We start from the raw sequence: 21,830 nt of genomic DNA on the forward strand, positions 1-21,830 counted from the left end.
TCATTAAAAATAATATTCAAAATTAAAAGGAGGTGTAATTTTATGAAATATAATTTAGCATTCAAATACAGAATTTATCCAAATAAAGAGCAGGAATTATTGATAAACAAGACTTTTGGATGTGTTCGTTTTGTCTACAATACGCTCTTGTATACTGCTAATAAAATTTATGAAGAAACCGGAAAAAATAAAATAATTACACCTGCCAGTTTGAAAAGTGAAAATCAATTTTTAAAAGAAGTGGACAGTCTGGCACTTTCAAATGCTCAATTGAATGTAAAACGATCGTTTACGAATTTTTTTCAGAAGAGGGCAAAGTTTCTAAGGTTCAAATCTAAAAAGAATAGTGTTAAAAGTTATACGACAAATTGTGTGAATAATTCGATACGAATTGAAGAAAATAAATATTTGATTTTGCCAAAATTGAAAAAAGTAAAATTGAAATATCATAGAGAAATACCAAAGGATTACAAGATAAAGTCGGTAACATTGACAAACAGTAATGGAAATTACTATGTTTCTGTTTTGACGGAATTTGAAAAAGAAATTCAAAAAATACCAAGTAGCGATAAAGTAATTGGGCTTGATTTTTCAATGCCTGAATTATTTGTCAGTTCTGAAAACCAAAGGGCTGATTATCCAAGATATTTTAGGATGCTGGAGAAAAAATTGAAGAAATTACAGAAATCATTGTCAAGAAAAGTGAAATTTTCTAAAAATTGGTATAAGCAAAAAGCGAAAATATCGAAATTACATGAGTATATCAAAAATTGTCGAAGAGATTTTCTACATAAATTATCGAAAAAATTGTCTGAAGCGTATAATGCTGTAGTTGTTGAGGATTTGAATATGAAAGGGATGAGCCAGGCATTAAATTTTGGGAAAAGTATAGGAGATAATGGGTTGGGAATGTTTTTGAAAATGCTTGAGTACAAGTTGATGTTTTTGGGAAAGCAATTTTTGAAGATAGATAAGTGGTTTCCATCGTCGAAAACTTGCAGTAAATGTGGAAATATTAAAGAGGAACTGAAATTATCAGAAAGAAGTTATAAATGTGAATGCTGTGGGATTGAAATTGATAGAGATTACAATGCGGCACTGAATATAAAAAACATTGGGAAATTGATGTTGGAATATTAGAAAAATAAAAAAAGACAGGGTAGGGACTGCCCGAAGAGCTTGGTAAATATATTTGGCTAGCAAAAGCAGATACTTCCCAAGAAGCTCCCGCTTCTAAAAGCGGGAGTAGTTCACATTGTAGTTTAAAATTAAAAGATGAGAGATGTAGTGATTTTGAAAAAAGTCATTTGATATGGAAATAGGTAAATTACAAAAATTAAGACTCTGCTATTGAAGTAGTGTCTTTTTTTTGTAACTAAAAATAAAAAAAATTTTTTCCTAAAATAAATAAAAAACTTTTTTACGCTATACCTATAAATATTGAAATTGCGTTTGTTTTTCCTTTTTAAATAAATAAAAAAATTATTATTTATTTAAATTTTTTTGCTATTTCTTAAAAAAATACTTGTTTTTTTTTTTTTTTTTTGTTATAATGTTAATGGTTCAAGAAATAAAAACAAATAAAATTGAAGAAACTGAAAAATCTATTAACCACTCACTCACTCATTTAAAACTATTCTTGATAGTTTTTTTGGATTTTTTAATTTTAGGAAAGAAGAGGTAAAAGTATGACAAATGATTTGAGAATTCTAAAAAAAGAATTGAAATCTTTTGCAAAAAGAGTTAAAGATTTTAAATACACCGATTCGGCACTTATTACTTTCTTACTTACTGGGCTAATAATGCTTAGCGGTATTTCACTTAATCTTTACTCAGATGAAATCAAGACACAGCAGGAAGCAATAAACACATCAATATTCCAGCTGCAAAAGGACTTTAAGCGTGCAAGGCAGGAAAACAATAAACTTTTGAGAAATACGAATTTAGAATTGATTCAGTTAATGGAACAGGGGGATCATGTAGTAAAATCACCTTGGGGCAGTTTTCAGTTTGGTTCAAACTATGTGTATAACGACTGGAAAGGGACTTACAAAGGTCGTGGAGATAAAAAAGAAGCTGTAAAATATGCAAGAGAAAATGACAAGTTTGGGACTTATGCGGGAGCAAAGCAGGGGACTACTGAGTTGAAAAGGGTTATTGAACCGATTTCAGCTGTGCCTGTGGATGCAGCGGTTAGACCAAAAACTGTAACTATAGATGCTATAGCTGGTGCTTCAGCTCCAGTTATAAAAACACCAACTTTGAATGTTAATGTGTCAAGTGTGACACCATCGACTGCATCGGTTCCATCTATAACACCGCCGAAGGTTAATATTCCTGGTGTTAATATGAATTCTGTTAGTGGATTTACATTATTTTTTCCTAGTTCAGGATATTTTTTACCTAACAAACCTACAAATGTTGATGGCACATATGATATAACACCTAGTGATTTGCCAGGTTTTTCAGGTATGATTCCTGCTGGTGGTCAAAATGATTATATAGGATATCATTATTTTGCTGCTGGTGGTGGTATAACCACAGCAACTCCTGTAACAGCAACTATGAGGGGACATGGAGTAGCAAATAATATTAGAGATGCTACTACTTATTATGGTGGTGGAAGTCGATATGCATTTGTTGATGATGTGAGAAATTATACTGGTGGTGGCCCTAGTATAACACCTAATTCTCAAGTAAAATTCACTTTGCGAAATGAAGCTAATATTGAGTTAAGAGGACCTGCAATAGCTGCCATATTAAATGAAGAAACAGATTGGACAGACGGTAAAACAACTACTAATATTACAAATATGGGAAGTATTAATGATGAAAATGAAAATATAACTGGTTCATATAGTGGAACATTATTAGAAAAGGCATCTGGAGGAACTTATACTAAGACGATTACAGCAAACTCTAAAAATAAGATTGGTTATAAAGTGGGTATGACACAGACTGTTGAAGAAACTATTGATCATACAAGTGGTACTAACTATGAATTTTATAATGGTGATGGTATAGCAAGTGCTTCTTTTAAGGGCTTTGCTACTTTTGACTCAACATTGGAAACTGCTATTAGAAATAATCCGACTCTTACTTCACTTGGTACAACAGGAACGAAGACAAAAATTGATGGAACAAGCAATAAATTTTCACAAGATGGGGTAATACATTTTAATGGAGATTATTCGACAGGAATACAAGTTGCTTCTGAAAATAGACCGGTTATTAGTGGGGCGTGGCCTTCGGGGACTCCTAGTACTTGGAGTGATACTAATTCACGTTCATTAGTTAGAGCTACCAATAAATCAAATGGCTATATTCAAATGGATGGTTCACATTCTTACGGGATGAAATTATCAGGGACGGCTCTGTTTGTTGATGATAAAGATTATATTCAAAAGTTAGCAGAAACTGATATAAAGAAGATATCTTCTCATATGGTAAATGAAGGTTTAATTTTAATTTCAGGTTCGTATGACACAGCAATAAATAAAGAGGGTTCGTCTGCCGGTATTGCAAAATTAAAAGAAGCAAAATGGTCTTCGTTAAAAACAATATTCAATAATGGTAAAATTTATGTAGGAGGTTATAATAATTCAGGAATTTTATTGGAATCAATTTATGATGATACTGTAACAAATAATGGAAATATTACTATTGATAAAGCATATAATTTGTTCAATAATCCTGATAATTCAGTTAATTTTTCTAATGCCGTTGCTGAAAGTAATGCTGGAATAAGAGTTCAGAGTTATTATGATACAACACCACCAATGGGTAATGCAGAAGGGAGTCCTGAAGGGATAAATAATGGGACAATAAATGTTAATAATGGAGAAGGAAATGTTGGTATATATGTTCTGGACGTCGATAGTAATGGTGGTACTATTCCTTCAGCTAGTGGAAAAAATATTTTAGGTAATAATACTGGTACTATTAATATTAATGGTGGAAAAAACGTTGGTATGATGGCACAAGATAAGTCTGGAGCAGCTAATTTCAAAACTATTATTAGAAATAGTGGAACTATAAATGTTGGTGGTAAAGGTTCAATAGGTATGTATACAAATGACAAAGCTTCTTTTGCTGAACAAAATGGCGGAACTATTGCTGCCTCTTCAAACAATGTAGGAGTTGTAAATAACGGAACCTTTGATTTCAAAGGTGGAACAATAAAAGCAACTGGAGTAAATTCAGTGGGAGTCTATTCTAAAAATGGTACAAACTCAACTACCACTATAGGTACTGGTACTCCAAATTCAGCAACATTAAATGTTTCTGATGGTGGAGTAGGACTTTATGCAGACGATGGTTCCACACAAACTTTAAAAGGATTGAATGCCGATGTTTCAGGAACTGATAAGGCTGGATCAATTTTATTTTATAACATTAAGTCACAATCAGCAACAAGTGGTGGAAAATTTGATGTAGCAAATGCAAATGCTGGTAATGCAACAATAGGTAAATATTCATTTGCTTTTTATACTAACGATAATTTATTTTCAGGTGGAACTACATTTGCTCAATTTTTAAATGATTGGATTGGTGCATCAGGACCAGGAGTGAAATTAACAATGAAGCCTGGTTCAAGTTTATTGTTAGATGATGTAAGTGATGCTGGAAATAAAAATGTATTATTCAGTAATATAACACCTATAACAGGACCAACTTTACAAAATAAAAGTAGTAAAATAGTAGCGACACTTACTGGAGATTATCAATATTTAACAGTAAAAGGGGCAGATGTAAAAATAGACGAAACAAATTATGATTTGTCAGACGTAAATAATAAGTTAAATAAAGTTTCAATATATGACTCAAATATAACTGTAAATAATGGAACAACTGTTCATGATGGGGCTTCTCCTAATGTAGCGGCATCAACTAATTTAGTCAGTCAAGGGTATATTCTTGGAGTAAATAACGGAAGAACCTTGACTAACAAAGGAACAATTACAATGAATTCTACAACGCCGGCATTAAAAACATTGGTTGCAATAGGAACTGATGACAAGACACATACAGTAGCTTCAAAAGCTGTAAATGATGGAACTATCACAAGTAAAATCAATGATGGAATTGGAATTTATGTTGGAGACGGTGCAGAAGGTACTAATAATAGTGGTAAATCTATAACAATGGACGGAATAAAAGCGTTTGGCATAGTCGGTTCAGAAGCTAATACAGAAAATAAAGGTGACATTACAATTAATGGAGTATCGTCAATAGGAATGTATTCTGTTGAAGATCCTTTGGCAGTTTTAGATAAAAAAGCAAAAAATAGTGGAAATATAACGACAACTGGAGACAATAACATTGCAATGGTTGGAGATAATTCCGATATATTAAATGACACAACTGGAAAAATTAATTTAAATAATTCTAATAACAATGTTGGAATGTATACAAGTGCTAAAGGAACAATTACAAATAATGGAACTATTAAAGGAATAGATAAAACAATAGGAATTTATGGAAAAGATAAAATTGAATTGGGAAGCAGCTCAAGTATAACAGTTGGAGATTCAGGAGTTGCCTTATATTCAAGTACAGGAGATGTTAAAGTTAATCCTGGCGCTAAGATTGAATTGATAAAAGGTGGAAGCGGGTCAACACCAGCTGACAATGCAACAGGAGTATTTGTAGATAATTCTCGTGGTACAGCTTCAACTGTAAATATAGATGTGCATGATTTAGTTCAAAGTAATCTTGGTAAAAACTCTTATGGATATTTCTTTAAAGATGTGAATACTTTAAATTATACAAATTCAAATGGAAGCAATCCAATTACATTAGATGACGGTTCTATTTTCATTTATTCTGATGCAACAAATGGAAATGTACATAATGCACAGGATTTAACTTCTGTAGGTAATGGAGTAATTGGTCTATACCAAACTGGCGGAACAATTACAAATACTGGAAAACTTGAATTTAATACAGGAACTAAAAATACCGCAGTATATACTGTAAATGGAGTGGCTACAAACCAAGCAGCTGGATCAATTGAGGTAGGTGCTTCCAATTTTGGTATGGTAACAACAGGTGGATTTTTAACAAATGATGGAAAAATTAACATAACAGCAAATAAAGGTACTGGTATGTATTCATCTAGTTTAAATGCAATAACAAATAATGGTATAGTAACAACAGCAACAGGTGTAACTGATGCAGTTGGTATTTACGGTAAAACTGTAAATAATACATCAAGCGGTAAAATTACTGTTGGAGATGCCAATGTAGGTATTTATTCCAACGATGGAGATATAACAAATGATGGAACTATTTCAGTTGGGAATAATAAAGCAATTGGTATCTATACGGTTGGTTCTAATCAAAACATCAATACAAATGCAGGTTCCACACTTAGCATAGGAGATGACTCATTTGGATTTGTGGACGCAGGAAAAGGGAACACGATAACATCATACGCAAATCCAGTAACTCTTGGAAGCGATGCAATCTATGCTTACCAGAATGACAATACAGGAAAGATAGTAAACTACACTCCATTGGCATCATCAGGGGACAGAAACTACGGACTTTATGGAAACGGGACTACTGAAAACTACGGAACAATAGACTTCTCAAATGGAAACGGTAACGTAGGAATTTATTCAACAAACGGCGGAGTAGCGACAAACTTTGGAACAATAAAAGTGGGACCTTCAAACACAAGTGCAAAAGAATATGGTGTAGGCATGGCAACAGGATACTATGATGAGGCAACAAATAAAACTTCAAATGAAGGAACAATCATAAACAGAGGGACAATAGAAGTAAGCAAGGCGAACACAATGGGAATGTATGCAGTGGGGCCTGGCTCAAAAGCGATAAACTACGGAACTATAAACCTATCGGGAAGAGATACGATAGGAATGTATCTTGACAGGGGTGCACATGGTGAAAACTGGGGGACAATCCAGACAACTGTATCAGGACTTAGAGGAGTAAAAGGAATTTATCTTTCAAACGGAAGCTACATAAAGAACTACGGGACAATAAACATAGCGGCTTCAGATATTAAGAGTGCAGGGATCTGGGCAGATACTCAGTCGTTCCCGAACGCTGAAGAAAATTCAAGCGGAAGAAACCCGATAACAGGGGCAAGCCAGACAGGAACTTCGACACCGCTAATAAAAGTGGTGACAGCGGATGACATGAAGGAAATGGGAGGAGTGACAATAAAAGTTCCGCCAAGAATGACGCCTGTGACAGTGACAGATGCGCAAGGGAATGTGATACCGATAGTAAAAGTTGACACAGACACTCCAGCACCGAATCCGGTGTCAGTAACGGTGACATCGCCATCAGGGATAACAACATTGAATCTGGCGGTAAACAATATGCAGAACTTCCCGTCAGCTTCGGAAGCGACAAGCATCGGAATGTATGTGGACACGTCAGGGGTAAACTACACAAATCCGATACAGGGGCTTAACAACTTAGTCGGGCTTGAGGATATAAGCCTGTACTTTGGACCGGAAGCTTCGAGATACACAACGTCTAAAGCCATAGAAATAGGGGACAACATTTTGAAGCCCTACAATGATGCGCTAAGAGGGCTTGTCACAGCAGGAACGACATTGTATGTAACTTCGCCGAGCCTTACTTGGATGGCGCAGCCTACGAAAGATCCGTCGACAGGACTTCTGGACAAGGTGTACCTGGTAAAAGTTCCTTATACAGCGTTTGCAAAAGACGGGGATGACCAGACATACAACTTCCTGGCAGGGCTTGAAAAGAGATACGGAGTCGAAGGACTGGGGACACAGGAGAAACTGATATTCGACAAGATAAGCAGCCTAACTGGCGGAGAAGGTCACATACTGGCACAAGCGATTGACGAGATGAAGGGTCACCAGTATTCAAATATCCAGCAGAGAACAAAGGAAACAGGGGATATTTTGAACAACGAGTTCAGCTACCTGCAGAATGAATGGGAAAACCCTACGAAAGACAGCAGCAAGATAAAAGCATTTGGTCAGAGAGGGGAATACAAGACAGACACAGCTGGAGTGGTAGACTACGCAAGCAACGCCTACGGGGTGGCCTATGTTCACGAGAAGGAAGGCGTGACGCTTGGAAACAAGACAGGATGGTATGCAGGAGCGGTAACAAACCACTTTAAATTCAAAGATTTGGGAAGATCAAGGGAAGACCAGACAATGATGAAAGCTGGAATCTTTAAGACAGTGTCGCCAGCAAAAGACCACAATGGCTCACTGCAATGGACAATATCAGGGGAAGCGTTTGCAGGAGCGAACCATATGAAGCGAAGATACTGGGTTGTAGACGACACATTTGAAGCGAAATCAGATTACGCGACATATGGAGTGGCGCTAAGAAATGAACTTGGAAAGGACATCAGAACGAGCGAGAGAACAAGCATAAGACCATACGGGGCGCTAAACTTGGAATATGGAAGATACACAGGAATAAAGGAAGATGGGCCGATGGCGCTTGAAGTGAGAGGAAACGACTACATTTCAGTGCAGCCGGAAGCGGGAGTTTCATTCAACTACAGACAGCCTGTGGGATTAAAGAGCAGCCTGAAAGCAAGCTTGGCAGCCGCCTATACAAATGAGCTTGGGGAAGTGAATGATGTCAAGAACAAAGCCAAATTGAGAGGGGCGGATGCGCCGCACTATGAACTTCGCGGAGATAAGGAAAATCGGAAAGGAAGCGGAAAGTTTGACTTGAATTTAGGATTTGAGAACACAAGATTTGGAGTGACAGTAAACGCCGGATACGATACAAAGGGAGAAAATGTAAGAGGAGGTATCGGATTCAGAGCGATTTACTAAGCTGAAGAGGATTTGCTGAAAATGGTTTAAATTATTTGTCATAATATGAAACAAAAGAATAACTCCTTTAAATTTAAAAATTTATGGGAGTTATTTTTTTTGATTTTATTGAAAAAAAATGATATAATTTAAAAAGTAATTTATAAAAAATGAAAATATATAAATCAAAAAAAAGATAATCGAGTGAAAGGAATAAAAAATGAAAAAAATATTTATAATTTGGGCAATTTTAATAGCCGCAAATAGTGTTTTTGCGGAAGAAAATACGAATGTAGAAAATGAAAAAAAAGTAAATGAAGTAACAAAAAAAACAAATACAAAAAAAATAGAATTTTGGGATTTTTATGAGCAGCAGCAGACAAAATTTTTAAAGCCTAATGATCAGAAACTGTTTAATGATTTAGATAAAAGTGTGAGACCGCAAGATGATTTTTACAAATATGTAAACAATAAATGGGATAAAAGTACAGTGATTCCAAGAGCAAAATCGTCTTGGGGATCATTTGTCGAAGTTACGGAAAAAAATCATGATTTTTTGAAAAATTTGATAAAGGAACTGGAAGAAAAAAATGTAAGCGGAAATACAAATGAACAGAAAATTTTAACTTTATACAAAAGTTTTTCCGATATGAAAAAAAGAAATGAACTTGGAATTTCGCCGATTAAAAACAGTTTGGATAAAATTAATGCGATTAAAGATATAAAAGATTTGCAAAAATATAATATTGAAAATACAAGACAGGGGGAAAACGAATTTTATGGCTGGGGAATTGGAACGGATTTTAATAATGCTAAAAATTATGCCGTATTTTTAGGAAGTGCAAGTTTAGGGCTATCTGTAGATTATTATCAAAAGGATACCGCTGAAAATAGAAAAATTTTGGCAGAATATACAAACTATGTCAGCGATATATTGAAATTTGCCGGAGAAAAAGATACATTGCAAAAAGCGCAAAAGATTGTACAATTTGAAAAAGATATGGCAAATACGATGTTAAAGGTGGAAGATTACCACGATGTGAAAAAGTACAACAATCCAAAAAGTGTAAAAGACTTGGCAAATATTACAAAAAATATAAATTTAGCTGACTACTTGCAAAAAGTTGGAGTAAATACAGATAAAGTCATCATTACTGAGCTAAATTACTTTAAAAATCTGGATAGATTCTTGCGGGATGAAAATATAGATTTAATCAAGGACTATATGAAATTTCAATTAGTTGACGGCTCATCTTCATACCTTACAGATGAACTTGGAAAAAGAAGTTTTGAGTTTTATGGAAAGTATTTAAATGGTCAGAAAGAAAGAGAAACTCTTGAAAAAAGGGCATTGTATTTTACAAACGGCTCACTTGGAGAGATGGTGGGACAAATTTATGTCAAAAGAAATTTTTCGCCTGAAGCTAAAAGAGATACAAAAGAAATGGTTGAATATATAAGAAAAGCGCTAAAAAATAGAATTACAAAACTTACTTGGATGAGTGAAACGACTAAGAAAAAAGCACTGGAAAAATTGGCAAAAATAAATGTTAAAATAGGTTATCCAGATAAATGGAAAGACTACAGCACATTGGTTTTCACAAATGACGATACACTTTATGACTTAGTTGAAAAAATGAACGACTGGAGCTATAAAGAAGCTCTAAAAAAAGTTGGAAAACCTGTAGATAAAACTGAGTGGGGAATGTCTGCGAATACAGTAAATGCCTATTATTCGCCAACTGGAAATGAAATAGTATTTCCGGCAGGAATACTTCAGCCTCCATTTTATGATGTCAAAAACTCTGAAGCCGCTGCAAATTTTGGAGCAATTGGAACTGTGATTGCACATGAAATAACGCACGGATTTGATGTGTCGGGAGCTTCATATGACGGGGACGGAAACGTGAGAAATTGGTGGACTGCTGAAGATAAAGCAAAATTTGATGCTGTTTCAAAAAAATTGGCAAACGAATTTTCAAGTTACACAGTAATAGATGATACAAAGGTAAACGGTGAATTTACATTGACTGAAAATATTGCCGATTTAGGCGGGGTAAATATCGCTTATGATGCATTGCAGCTTTATTTAAAAGATCATCCAGATGCGACAAAAGCTTATGATGACACAATAAGTAAATTATTCTTCTTAAGTTATGCGAGAATGTGGCGTCAAAAATCAACGCCTGAATATTTGAAAAATATGACAAAATCAGATTCTCATTCGCCAAACTTTTTAAGAGTAAACGCAATTTTGAAAAATGTCGATGCCTTTGAGAAAACATTTGAAGTAAAAGAAGGAGATAAGATGTATAAAGCTCCTGCTGATAGAATTAAGATTTGGTAAAAAAATTAAGACTGCTCAATTAAATAGAAAGAGTTAGAAAGAATTGAAATAAATGAAATAAAAATAAAAAGTAATATTTATTATAATTCAAATAAATTTTAAGAAAGGAGAGTATGATAATATTAAAATTTTTAAATTTTATCATACAGGAACATAGATTTGAGTAATAATTTAGAGAATTTAAAGAAGGAATTAAAATCTTTTGCTAAACAGGTACTTATAATTTAAATAGCGGTACCGTTGCAAATCAACATATTACTAGAAGTTCAGGAGAAAGTGGAGATGATTATGTAGTAGCTTTTATTAGTGATACAAGAGATCACGATACTAGTATTACTGGAAAATATGAGCTTCACAATAACATAACAAGTCCTAGTGATTCTATTAGTGGTGGAGGTACCATAGCAATGGTACAAAACTATTTTATAGCTTAAATCCAGCTGGAGTTGGTGGAAAGCCGTTATGGGGATGGAGCGATGGAACTGGAGTTGAACAGCATAGAACGGCTACTATCAATGCTGATGTAAATTTACATGGAGCAAGCAGTGACGGTATCAGTACATTAGCCGGATTGGAACTGCAACTTTATAATATTGATAAAGAATCAACTATAAATGCTGATACAAGTGAATGGAAAATTGCAAGTTCTAATTCTACATTACTAAATAAAGGAAATTTAAATTTAGTCGATGGTTATAACTTAGTTGGAATGATGATAGATATAGAGCGTTCCAATGATACTGATAAAGTGCAAGATAAAGTTATAAATGACGGGGTTATTAATATAAATTCCCAAAAAAGTGTAGGAATAGATTTTGGTAAATATATGAACGGACTACTTAAAGTTGATGTTGAACTTGGAACTATCAATGTCAATGGAAGTAATAACTATGGATTTAGAATGAGCAATATTTTTGATGGGACTACGGATTATTATAAAGATGAAGATGGTTCATCTCCAACAAACGGTGTTGTTCATATGACTTTTAAAGGTGATGATTACTATAACGAAGCAACTGTTGACGGTAAAGGAAAAACTATTACTGTAGCAGGAAACAATAATGTCGGAGTGTCAATTAGTAAAGGAATGTCAGCTACTGGAAGCAGTATTAATAATCATGGGAATAATGCCAATAAGAATGGGAATACGTCTGCAGTTGTAGCAAATGGCTCTTCACAAAAATATGGAACTACAAACTCAATTGCAAATGTGAAAAATTTAAATATACTTGTAACTGGAAGTGAAAATGTAGGATTTCTAAGAAATGAAAATTCCAGTAGTAATAATATAAATGATATTGAATTAAATGACAACACTGTTCAAAGTTTAACATTCGGAGATAATACCGCTAATGGTGGAAGTAAAGCTACGAAAAGTACTTTGGTCAGAAGTGATAAATATGGAATTTCGATTAATAGAGATTTGAGTGTAACTTCTGGAGGAGTTAAAAATAGTTTTGCGCAGGCTTCTAAAGGTGGATACGTCAAGCTTAATTCTGGAAAAACTTTGACTAGTACATTAGACGAATTTACAGGGATGCTTGCTACTGGTAAAGATTCCGCTAACAATCCTTCTGAAGTAACAAATGAAGGAACTATTAATTTATCTGGAAATAATGTGAGTGATATTGGACTTGCGGCAGTAGACAGTGCTATTGCTGAAAATAAAGGTAAAATAATAATTTCTAGTACTGGAAGTAACAATGCCGGAATTTATGTGGGCGGCGGCGCAACTCCTGCAACTGCAAATATAGGTGTAAATAGTGAAATTACTGTATCTGGGACTAATTCTACAGGTATTTACAATCAGGGAACTGTTAATATAAATGATAACAATAAAATTACTGGAATTGGAGGGACTACTGGTATATATAGTGATGGTGGGACTATAAATAATAGTTTGAGTAAAGTTGCAACTATTAATATAAATGATACTACAAAAACTGCCAGTGGTGTTTATATTAAAAACGGAGCTCAAGTTAATCTGACAAATGCTGCGATTAACGTACAAAGTGGTTCTGCGGGAGTTACTTCAGAAGACACTAAAGGAGCTGCAACTCCTTCAAATTTAAATTTAACAGGAGCTACTCTTACTTATAATGGGGAAGGATATGCTGTTTATTCCAATAATGGGAAAATTAACTTAACTAATGCGACTATTAATTTAGATGGAAAGGCTACTGGATTTTCTAGGGAAAATGCAAGTGATTTGATATTTAGCAACACAAAATTTATTGCACTTTCAGATGATGTTACTGTTAGTAATTTAAAAAATATTACACCAGCTCTTAATCAAAATAATTTGAATAATGAAATTAATGGTGCTTTGGGATTAGGACTTAGTGTTAGTGGTGCGCCTGGAATTAATAATTATAAACTTGCTAATATTGACGGAGCAACTCTGAATATTAATAGTAATATTGATAAAAATGCTGTAGCAAACGGAACAGGTGATATTAATGCAAGTACTTATGTCAGAAATACAACATTTCAAAGAACTAATATTATATTAAATTCAGGTTACAATGTAAGTTCATTACTGAATAGTGCAGAATTAGCAAATATTAAGAAAGGTGCTGTTGTAGGTCTAGATATTAGTTCCAGCAGAAGTGCAGCAAGTAGTGGAGAAACTGGAATCACAATGCAATCAGGTTCATACATTAAAGCTGACAGAACTGATGGTGGCAGTGGTGCAGTTGGACTTTATGTGAACTATGGACAAGTTCAAGTTGATAACGGTTCTACAATCAATGTTGAAAAAGAAGCAACAAATGTGGCAACTTCAACTTCATCGAATTTTAATACAGGAATTTTTACAAAAGATGCGGGAACCAGTATAGAAAATAACGGAAGTATAATCACAGGAGATAACTCTTACGGAATTTACGGAGTTGGAGATATTACAACGGGCTCAAATTCATTAACCAAAGTAGGAAATAATGGAGTGGCAATATTTTCGACAAGTTCACTATTAAATTTAAATGGAACCGTAACAGTTGGACAAAATGAGGCGGTGGGATTATTTACAACAGGAACTAATCCTGTAACAATTAATGGAAATATTCAAAATTTTAATATTGGAGACGGTTCTTATGGGTATGTCTTAATGGGAAGTGGCGGAACAACACTATTGAGTAATACACCAAATGTAACAGTAGGAAATGATACAGTATTTATTTATTCTGCCGATAAATTTGGAACAATTACAAATAATACTGCACTCTCTTCTACTGGAAGTAATAACTACGGTATTTATTCGGCACAAGATGTTATAAATAACGCAAATATTAATTATTCCAGTGGAGTTGGAAATGTGGCAATTTACAGTACCAATGGAACAATTACAAATAATGCAATAATTGATGTAAGCGCTTCTGACACGATTACCGATCCAGACAATAAAAAATATGGAATTGGTATGGCTACAGGATATTATAACGAAAATACAAGAAGTGTTACAAATCAAGGTACAATTATAAATAATGGAACAATAAATGTTACAAAAGATGGAAGTATTGGAATGTATGCAGTTGGAAGCGGTTCAATTGCCATAAACAGTGCAACAGGTGTAATTAACCTAGATGGAAATAACACAACTGGAATGTACATAGATAAAAATGCAGTTGGTATAAATTATGGAACTATTCAAACTGTTGCAAATTCAAGTGGAACTGGAATAATAGGAGTAGTTGTTGCAAATGGTGGAATAATAAAAAACTACGGACAAATTATTATTTCAGGGAATGGAAATGTTGGGATTTACAAACAAAATGCAAATCCGTCAAGTGTCATGGAAGGTGAAACTGATCCAGTGACTGGAGCAAGAGGAACAATAACTGCGACAAATGGAGCTAAAAAAACTGGAACGCCTAACACGGATACAAGTAAAAGAATAAAAGGCTTGGAGATTCAAGCAAGGGGACTTAGTCCAGTAGTTATAAAAAGAAATAATATTGTTGTAACGCCAGATACTGTAGATACAGTGGCTGCAACGCCACAGCCAAATTATGTAACTGTGAACTCTAAATTAGTAAATTTAGGAGAAATTCCAAATACTGCAAGAAGTGGAAATGGGAATAAAAATTTGGGAACAATCACATCTATTGGAATGTATGTTGATACTTCAGGAGTGAATTATACAAATCCAATAAAGGGAATACAATATTTAAAAGGCTTGGAAAAAATTGATCTGATTTTTGGGAGTGAAGCAGCCAGCTATACAAACGCAAAAGATATAAAAGTGGCAAATAACATTTTGGAACCATATAATAAAGCAATATTGGAAGCAGTAAATCTGGGAGTAGATGCAGAATGGATATTAAATTCTGGAAATTTAAACTGGATAGCTACGGCTACACAAAAATCTGACAGTACATTGAGTGCAGTTTATTTATCAAAAATACCATATACTTCTTATGCTTTGGACGGTGATACTGATAATTATAATTTTTTAGATGGTTTAGAACAGAGATATGGAGTTGATTGGTATGGAGATAGAGGTTCAAGAGAAAAAATATTATTTAATAAATTAAATGATTTAGGAAAATCTGAAACTAAAATATTCACACAAGCTGTTGATGAAATGAAAGGTCATGAGTATTCAAATACCCAACATAGAATAAAAGAAACAACAGATATATTGTCAAAAGAATTTGAATATTTAAGAAAAGATTGGAGAAATCCATCTAAACAAAATAATAAAATCAAAGTATTCGGTCAAAAAAATGAATATGAGACAGATACTGCTGGAATAATTGATTATACAAGCAATGCTTATGGAGTAGCCTATGTTCACGAAGATGAAACGGTTAAAATGGGAGATTCGCAAGGATGGTATGCAGGAGCTGTTAAAAATCATTTTAAGTTTGAAGATTTGGGTGGTTCAAGAGAAAATCAAACTATGATAAAAGCGGGATTATTTAAAACAATGTCGCCTGCAAATGACCACAATGGCTCACTTAGATGGACCGTTGCAGCAGATATGTTTGGTGGAATTGACGAAATGAAACGTCGATATTGGATAGTTGATGATATATTCAATGCTAGATCTGATTATTATTCTTATGGAACTTCTTTAAAAACAGAATTAGAATATGATATAAGACTTAGTGAGAGAGCTCATTTGAGACCTTATGGAGCCTTGAAAATGGAATATGGGAAATTTACGAATATAAAAGAAGATGATGGAGAAATTAGATTAAAAATAGATTCAAATGATTATTTTTCAGTAAAACCAGAAATTGGAGCAGAATTTAAATATATTCAACCATTAGCATTAAGGACACAACTCTCTGTGGGATTATCAGCCGCTTTCGAAAATGAGCTAGGAAGATTAGATGATGTAAATAATAAGGCAAAAGTAAGATATACAGCAGCAGATTGGTATAATTTAAGAAATGAAAAAGAAAATAAACATGGTAATGGAAAATTTGACTTGAATATCGGATTAGACAATACAAGATTTGGAATGACGTTAAATGCTGGATATGATACCAATGGAAAAAATATAAGAAGTGGAATAGGATTTAGAGCAATTTATTAGAAAATTAATTCAAAAAAATCATCATTTTTAAAACAACTTTTTATAAAAAATTTTTTGTTGAAAAAATACAAAAAGTATGATATAATAAACATAAGAAAATAGATTTTTAAGAGAGTGGGTTATTCCCACTCTTTAGTTTTAGATACAGAGGTGGCTTATGGAAAAAATTTTGAATGAATTTGAAAAGAAAATCGAATTACATTTGAAAGAAATGAATTTAGAACTGGCTGATGTTGAATATGTACGAGATGGCGGTTATAATTATTTGAGAGTTTATGTGGAAAAGGAAGAAGGGGTGACGACATTAGATGACTGTATTGACTTTAGCAGAAAAATTGATGGAATTGCCGACGAGCTTATAGATGAGAAGTTTTTTCTGGAAGTTTCAACTCCGGGGATTGAACGTAAACTGAAAAAAGAAAAAGATTTTGTGCGATTTACTGGAGAAAAGATTAATGTTCACACAAAAAGCAATATTGAAGGAACTAAGAAATTTATTGGAAAATTAGAAAAATTTGAAAATAGTACAATTTTTATTTCTGATGTGAAGTTGAAAAAAGTAGTTCAAATTCCGCTGGAAAAATTGAAAAAGGCGAATTTGGTGTATGAAATACCCAACGGAATATTAGATAGCGAGGAGGATTAGAGAGTGAAAGGGAAAGACCAAAAAATATTTTTGGAAGCGCTTGATGAATTAGAGAAAGAAAAAGGGATTTTGAAGGAGGAGCTGCTTGAAACGATAGAAACAGCACTTCTTGCAGCATATAAAAAAAATTATGGGGAAAGGGATAACGTTAAAGTTATAATAAATAGAAATAGTGGAGATGTGAAGGTATTTTCACAAAAAAAAGTTGTAGAAGTTGTGGAAAATCCAGATGATGAAATAAGTTTAGAAGATGCAGTTTCGTTGAAAAAGAGATCAAAATTGGGCGATATTTTGGATTTGGAAATCAATGCGGAAAATTTTAAAAGAAATGCTATTCAAAATGCAAAGCAAATTGTTGTGCAAAAAGTTAGAGAATGCGAAAAAAGAAATATTTTTAACAAATTTAAAGAAATCGAAAACACAATTGTTTCAGCAAATGTCAGAAAAACCGATGAGAAAGGCAACTTATATGTCGATATTAATGGACTTGAAGCGATTATTCCCGCAAAGGAGCTCTCAAGTGTGGATTCTTTTAAGCAAGGGGATAGAATAAAAGTTTTTATCGGGGAAGTTGAAGAAAATACGAAATTTACAAAGACATTTATTTCAAGAAAATCAGAAGAGCTTTTAAGAGGACTGTTAAAACTTGAAATTCCTGAAATTGAAGAAGGGATTATTGAAATAAAAAATATCGCCAGAGAAGCTGGAAGCCGTGCTAAGGTCGCAGTTTATTCAAATGATGAAAATCTTGATGTAAAGGGAGCTTGTATCGGGAAAAATGGTCTTAGAATTCAAAGTGTCATTGATGAACTGGGCGGAGAAAAGATAGATGTTGTACTTTGGGACGAAGATATTAAAGAATTTGTAAAAAATTCGCTAAATCCAGCGCAAGTTTTATCAGTGGAAATTATTGAAGAGGATGGAGAAAATGAAAAAATTAGTGAAAGCGAAGGCGAAAAAACTGATAAAGAGCTTGAAAAAACAAAAATTGCAAGAGTATTTGTTAAAGATGGCCAGCTTTCTCTTGCAATTGGGAAAAAAGGTCAAAATTCAAGACTTGCTGCTAGACTTTGTGGAATAAAAATTGACATTAATACTGTGGAAGATAGTGAAATATAAGAATAAATTTAAAAATTTAAAGGGAAAAATGAATTATGCCAACTAGAATGTGTGTCTGCTGTCGAAGAAAAGGTGAAAAGTCTTCTTTTTTCAGAATGGCACAAAGAGATAAAAAATATGTTTTTGACAAAGAAATGAAAATTCAAGCTCGCGGATTTTATGTCTGCAAAATGAAAGAATGTATTGAGAGATTGTCAAAAAATAAAAAATATGATATTGAGATTCAATGTTTGATAAAAATGTTGGAAAATATAAAGAAAAATGATATAATTGATATTTTAAAACCGATGAAAAATTCAGATTTTTTTGTCTTTGGAATTGAAGAAAATATTTATTATATAAAAAAGGAAAAAGTAAAATTAGTTGTAATTCCTCGTGATATAAATAAAAAATATATCGAAGAGTTTTTACATTTACAAAAAAAATATTCTATAAATATTATTTTTATCGAAAAAAAAGAAAAATTTATTAAACTTTTTATGCGAGATGTGAATGTCATTGGAATTTTTGATAAAAAAGTAATAAAGGGAATATTAAAAAAAATATAAAAATACACTGAAGAAAGTGGAGGTGATCTTGGATGAAAAAAGTACATGAATTGGCAAAAGAGATGGGCTACATAGGAACTGCAAAATTTATTGAAGATATTGCTAGATTGGGAGTAAATAAAAAACATCATATGAATGTTTTGACGTCTGAAGAAGAAGAACTCATAAAGAAAAATTTTTCAAAAGAAAAAAAAGAAGTTGAATCTATAAAAGAAAAAAATTTGAAAAAGAAGGAAACTGCGCAGAAAAACGAGCAAAATCTTAAAGAAAATCAAAAGAAAATGGAGATGAAAGTTAATTTGAGCAATCAAAATATAAATAAAAATTTGAATAAACAAAGTAGAGAAAATAATAAAGATAGTAGAAATTCTGGAAATAGAGATAATAGAGAAAATAGAAACTTTAAAGATAACGACAAAAATTCTGACAGTAAAAATTTTAGAAAAGATAGACCGTTTAATAGAGACAATAGAGACAACAATAGAAATTTTGGAAATAAAGATAACAGAAATTTTAGAGACAATGACAGAAATTCTGAAAATAAAAACTTTAGAAAAGATAGACCGTTTAATAGAGACAATAGAGACAACAATAGAAATTTTGGAAATAAAGATAACAGAAATTTTAGAGACAATGACAGAAATTCTGAAAATAAAAACTTTAGAAAAGATAGACCGTTTAATAAAGATAATAGAGACAACAGGGAAAATAGAAACTTTGGAAATAAAGATAACAGAAATTTTAGAGACAATGACAGAAATTCTGAAAATAAAAACTTTAAAAAAGATAGACCGTTTAATAAAGATAATAGAGACAACAGGGAAAATAGAAACTTTGGTGCAAAAAAAGAGATTCAGACTGACATCATAGCTACGCCTGTCGCTGAAAAAGGAAAAAATAGCGGAAAAGGTAAAGGAAAATTTGAAAAGAAAAAATATGAAAAAAATAGAAGAGACAGAGAAGAAAAAGAACTTCGTTCAGATTTTAGAAGGGATGACAGAAAGAAAAAGAAAAATAAAAAACAGGAAAAAGCTGTAAAAGACGAAATTGTGAGAATTGAAGGAGAATCTATCGGAATGATAACTATTGGAGAAGAAATAGTTATTAAAGATTTGGCTGAAAAATTAGGAATTAATATTTCAGACATAATTAAAAAATTCTTTATGGAAGGTAAAATGCTTACTGCAAATGCAATTTTAACTTTTGAAGAAGCTGAAGAAGTGGCGCTTGACTATGATGTAATTGTGGAAAAAGAAGAAATTGAAGAAATTAGTTACGGTGAAAAATATCACTTGGAAACTGAGGACAGTGAAAAAGACTTGGTTACAAGAGCGCCTGTAATTACTATAATGGGGCATGTTGACCATGGGAAAACTTCACTGCTTGACGCACTTAGACATACAAATGTAATTGAAGGAGAAGCTGGAGGAATCACTCAAAAAATTGGTGCTTATCAGGTGAACTGGAAAGGTCAGAAAATAACATTTATTGATACTCCTGGACACGAAGCGTTTACTGAAATGAGAGCTCGTGGAGCAAATATTACAGATATTTCGATTTTGATTGTAGCGGCAGACGATGGGGTTAAACCTCAAACTGTGGAAGCAATTTCCCACGCCAAAGAAGCTGGAGTACCTATAATTGTTGCAATTAATAAAATTGATAAGCCAGGTGCGGATCCGATAAAAGTTAGGACTGAGTTGACAGAATATGGACTTATGTCGCCTGAATGGGGTGGAACTACTGAATTTGTAGAAATTTCAGCTAAGAAAAAAATTAACTTGGAAGAACTTTTGGAAACAATTTTGATTACGGCTGAATTAGAAGAGTTAAAAGCAAATCCTAAGAAAAGACCAAAGGCAGTTGTCGTAGAGTCGAGATTAGATCCGAAAATGGGAGCAGTTGCCGATGTTTTAGTACAAGAAGGAACGCTTAAAATAGGAGATATTTTTGTTGCGGGAGAAGCGCACGGAAGAGTTCGTTCGATGGTTGATGACAGAGGTAAAAAGATTAATAAAGCTCTAATTTCTCAACCAGTTGAAATTACTGGATTCAATGTCGTTCCAAACGCTGGGGATATTTTGTATGGTGTGGAAAGTGACAAACATGCTAAGAAAATAGTCGAAGATTTCATTCGTGAGAAAAAAGTCAATGATCAGAACAAGAAAAAACACATTTCACTTGAAAGTTTGTCTCAGGAATTGGAAGAGCAGGAATTAAAAGAGTTGAAATGTATTATAAGAGCGGATTCCAAAGGGTCTGTTGAAGCGTTGAGAGAGTCGCTTGAAAAATTGAATAATGAAAAAGTTGTTGTAAATATAATTCAAGGAAGTGCTGGAGCGGTAACAGAAGGAGATGTGAAACTTGCTGAAGCGTCAAATGCGATAATTATTGCATTTGGAGTAAGACCAACTACACCAGCTAGAATTATTGCAGAAAAAGTTGGAGTGGAAATTAGAAACTACAATGTAATTTATCATGCAACAGAAGAAATCGAAAAAGCGATGAACGGAATGCTTGATCCTGAATACAAAGAAGTATATTTTGGAAGAATTGAAGTTAAACAGGTGTTTAAAGTGTCAAATGTTGGAAATATTGCTGGAGCAATTGTTGTTGACGGAAAAGTTACAAAAGATTCTAAAATTCGTGTGATTCGTGACGGAATAATCATTTTTGACGGAGAATTAGGTTCACTTAAGAGATTTAAAGATGATGTGAAAGAAGTTGCAACTGGACAGGAATGTGGAATTGGAATACAGGACTTTAACGACATAAAAGCGGGAGATATTATCGAATCATACATCATGGAAGAAATTCCTAGATAGTCATTTTAAAA

General features: G+C 33.2%; 8 protein-coding genes. All 8 read left to right on the plus strand.

The window, feature by feature from the left end; all coding sequences use genetic code 11:
* Nucleotides 1-42 precede the first annotated feature (42 nt).
* The 8 genes from BCB68_RS08525 to infB all read left to right on the plus strand — a co-directional run bounded on the left by BCB68_RS08525 (nt 43) and on the right by infB (nt 21,819).
* On the plus strand, nt 43-1,140 hold the full coding sequence (locus BCB68_RS08525; protein WP_094080387.1) for an RNA-guided endonuclease TnpB family protein: 1,098 nt from the start codon (nt 43-45) through the stop codon (nt 1,138-1,140).
* A 548-nt stretch (nt 1,141-1,688) separates the two neighbouring features.
* Nucleotides 1,689-8,813, plus strand: coding sequence for an autotransporter-associated N-terminal domain-containing protein (locus tag BCB68_RS08530; RefSeq protein ID WP_094080388.1), 7,125 nt, complete (start codon nt 1,689-1,691; stop codon nt 8,811-8,813).
* Between the two features lie 199 nt (nt 8,814-9,012).
* Nucleotides 9,013-11,139: a M13 family metallopeptidase gene (locus BCB68_RS08535; RefSeq protein ID WP_094080389.1), complete on the plus strand. Its 2,127-nt coding sequence runs from the start codon at nt 9,013-9,015 to the stop codon at nt 11,137-11,139.
* A gap of 571 nt (nt 11,140-11,710) precedes the next feature.
* Nucleotides 11,711-16,681, plus strand: coding sequence for an autotransporter domain-containing protein (locus tag BCB68_RS08540; RefSeq protein ID WP_157697379.1), 4,971 nt, complete (start codon nt 11,711-11,713; stop codon nt 16,679-16,681).
* Nucleotides 16,682-16,838: 157 nt separating this feature from the next.
* Entirely contained in the window at nt 16,839-17,327 is a 489-nt protein-coding gene (gene rimP / locus BCB68_RS08545) for a ribosome maturation factor RimP (RefSeq protein ID WP_094080390.1), read from the plus strand.
* 3 nt (nt 17,328-17,330) lie between these two features.
* Nucleotides 17,331-18,446: a transcription termination factor NusA gene (gene nusA / locus BCB68_RS08550; RefSeq protein WP_094080391.1), complete on the plus strand. Its 1,116-nt coding sequence runs from the start codon at nt 17,331-17,333 to the stop codon at nt 18,444-18,446.
* 35 nt (nt 18,447-18,481) lie between these two features.
* Nucleotides 18,482-18,994, plus strand: coding sequence for a DUF448 domain-containing protein (locus tag BCB68_RS08555; RefSeq protein ID WP_094080392.1), 513 nt, complete (start codon nt 18,482-18,484; stop codon nt 18,992-18,994).
* A gap of 32 nt (nt 18,995-19,026) precedes the next feature.
* Complete coding sequence (infB, locus tag BCB68_RS08560) at nt 19,027-21,819, plus strand: translation initiation factor IF-2 (RefSeq protein ID WP_094080393.1); 2,793 nt, start codon at nt 19,027-19,029, stop codon at nt 21,817-21,819.
* The last annotated feature ends 11 nt before the right edge of the window (nt 21,820-21,830 follow it).

The sequence above is a fragment of the Leptotrichia sp. oral taxon 498 genome (genome assembly GCF_002240055.1).
Taxonomy (GTDB): Bacteria; Fusobacteriota; Fusobacteriia; order Fusobacteriales; family Leptotrichiaceae; genus Leptotrichia; species Leptotrichia rugosa.

Coding starts and splice junctions, on each gene's coding strand:
- BCB68_RS08525 (WP_094080387.1), top strand. CDS start 43: ATGAAATATAATTTAGCATTCAAATACAGAATTTATCCAAATAAAGAG.
- BCB68_RS08530 (WP_094080388.1), top strand. CDS start 1,689: ATGACAAATGATTTGAGAATTCTAAAAAAAGAATTGAAATCTTTTGCA.
- BCB68_RS08535 (WP_094080389.1), top strand. CDS start 9,013: ATGAAAAAAATATTTATAATTTGGGCAATTTTAATAGCCGCAAATAGT.
- rimP (WP_094080390.1), top strand. CDS start 16,839: ATGGAAAAAATTTTGAATGAATTTGAAAAGAAAATCGAATTACATTTG.
- BCB68_RS08555 (WP_094080392.1), top strand. CDS start 18,482: ATGCCAACTAGAATGTGTGTCTGCTGTCGAAGAAAAGGTGAAAAGTCT.
- infB (WP_094080393.1), top strand. CDS start 19,027: ATGAAAAAAGTACATGAATTGGCAAAAGAGATGGGCTACATAGGAACT.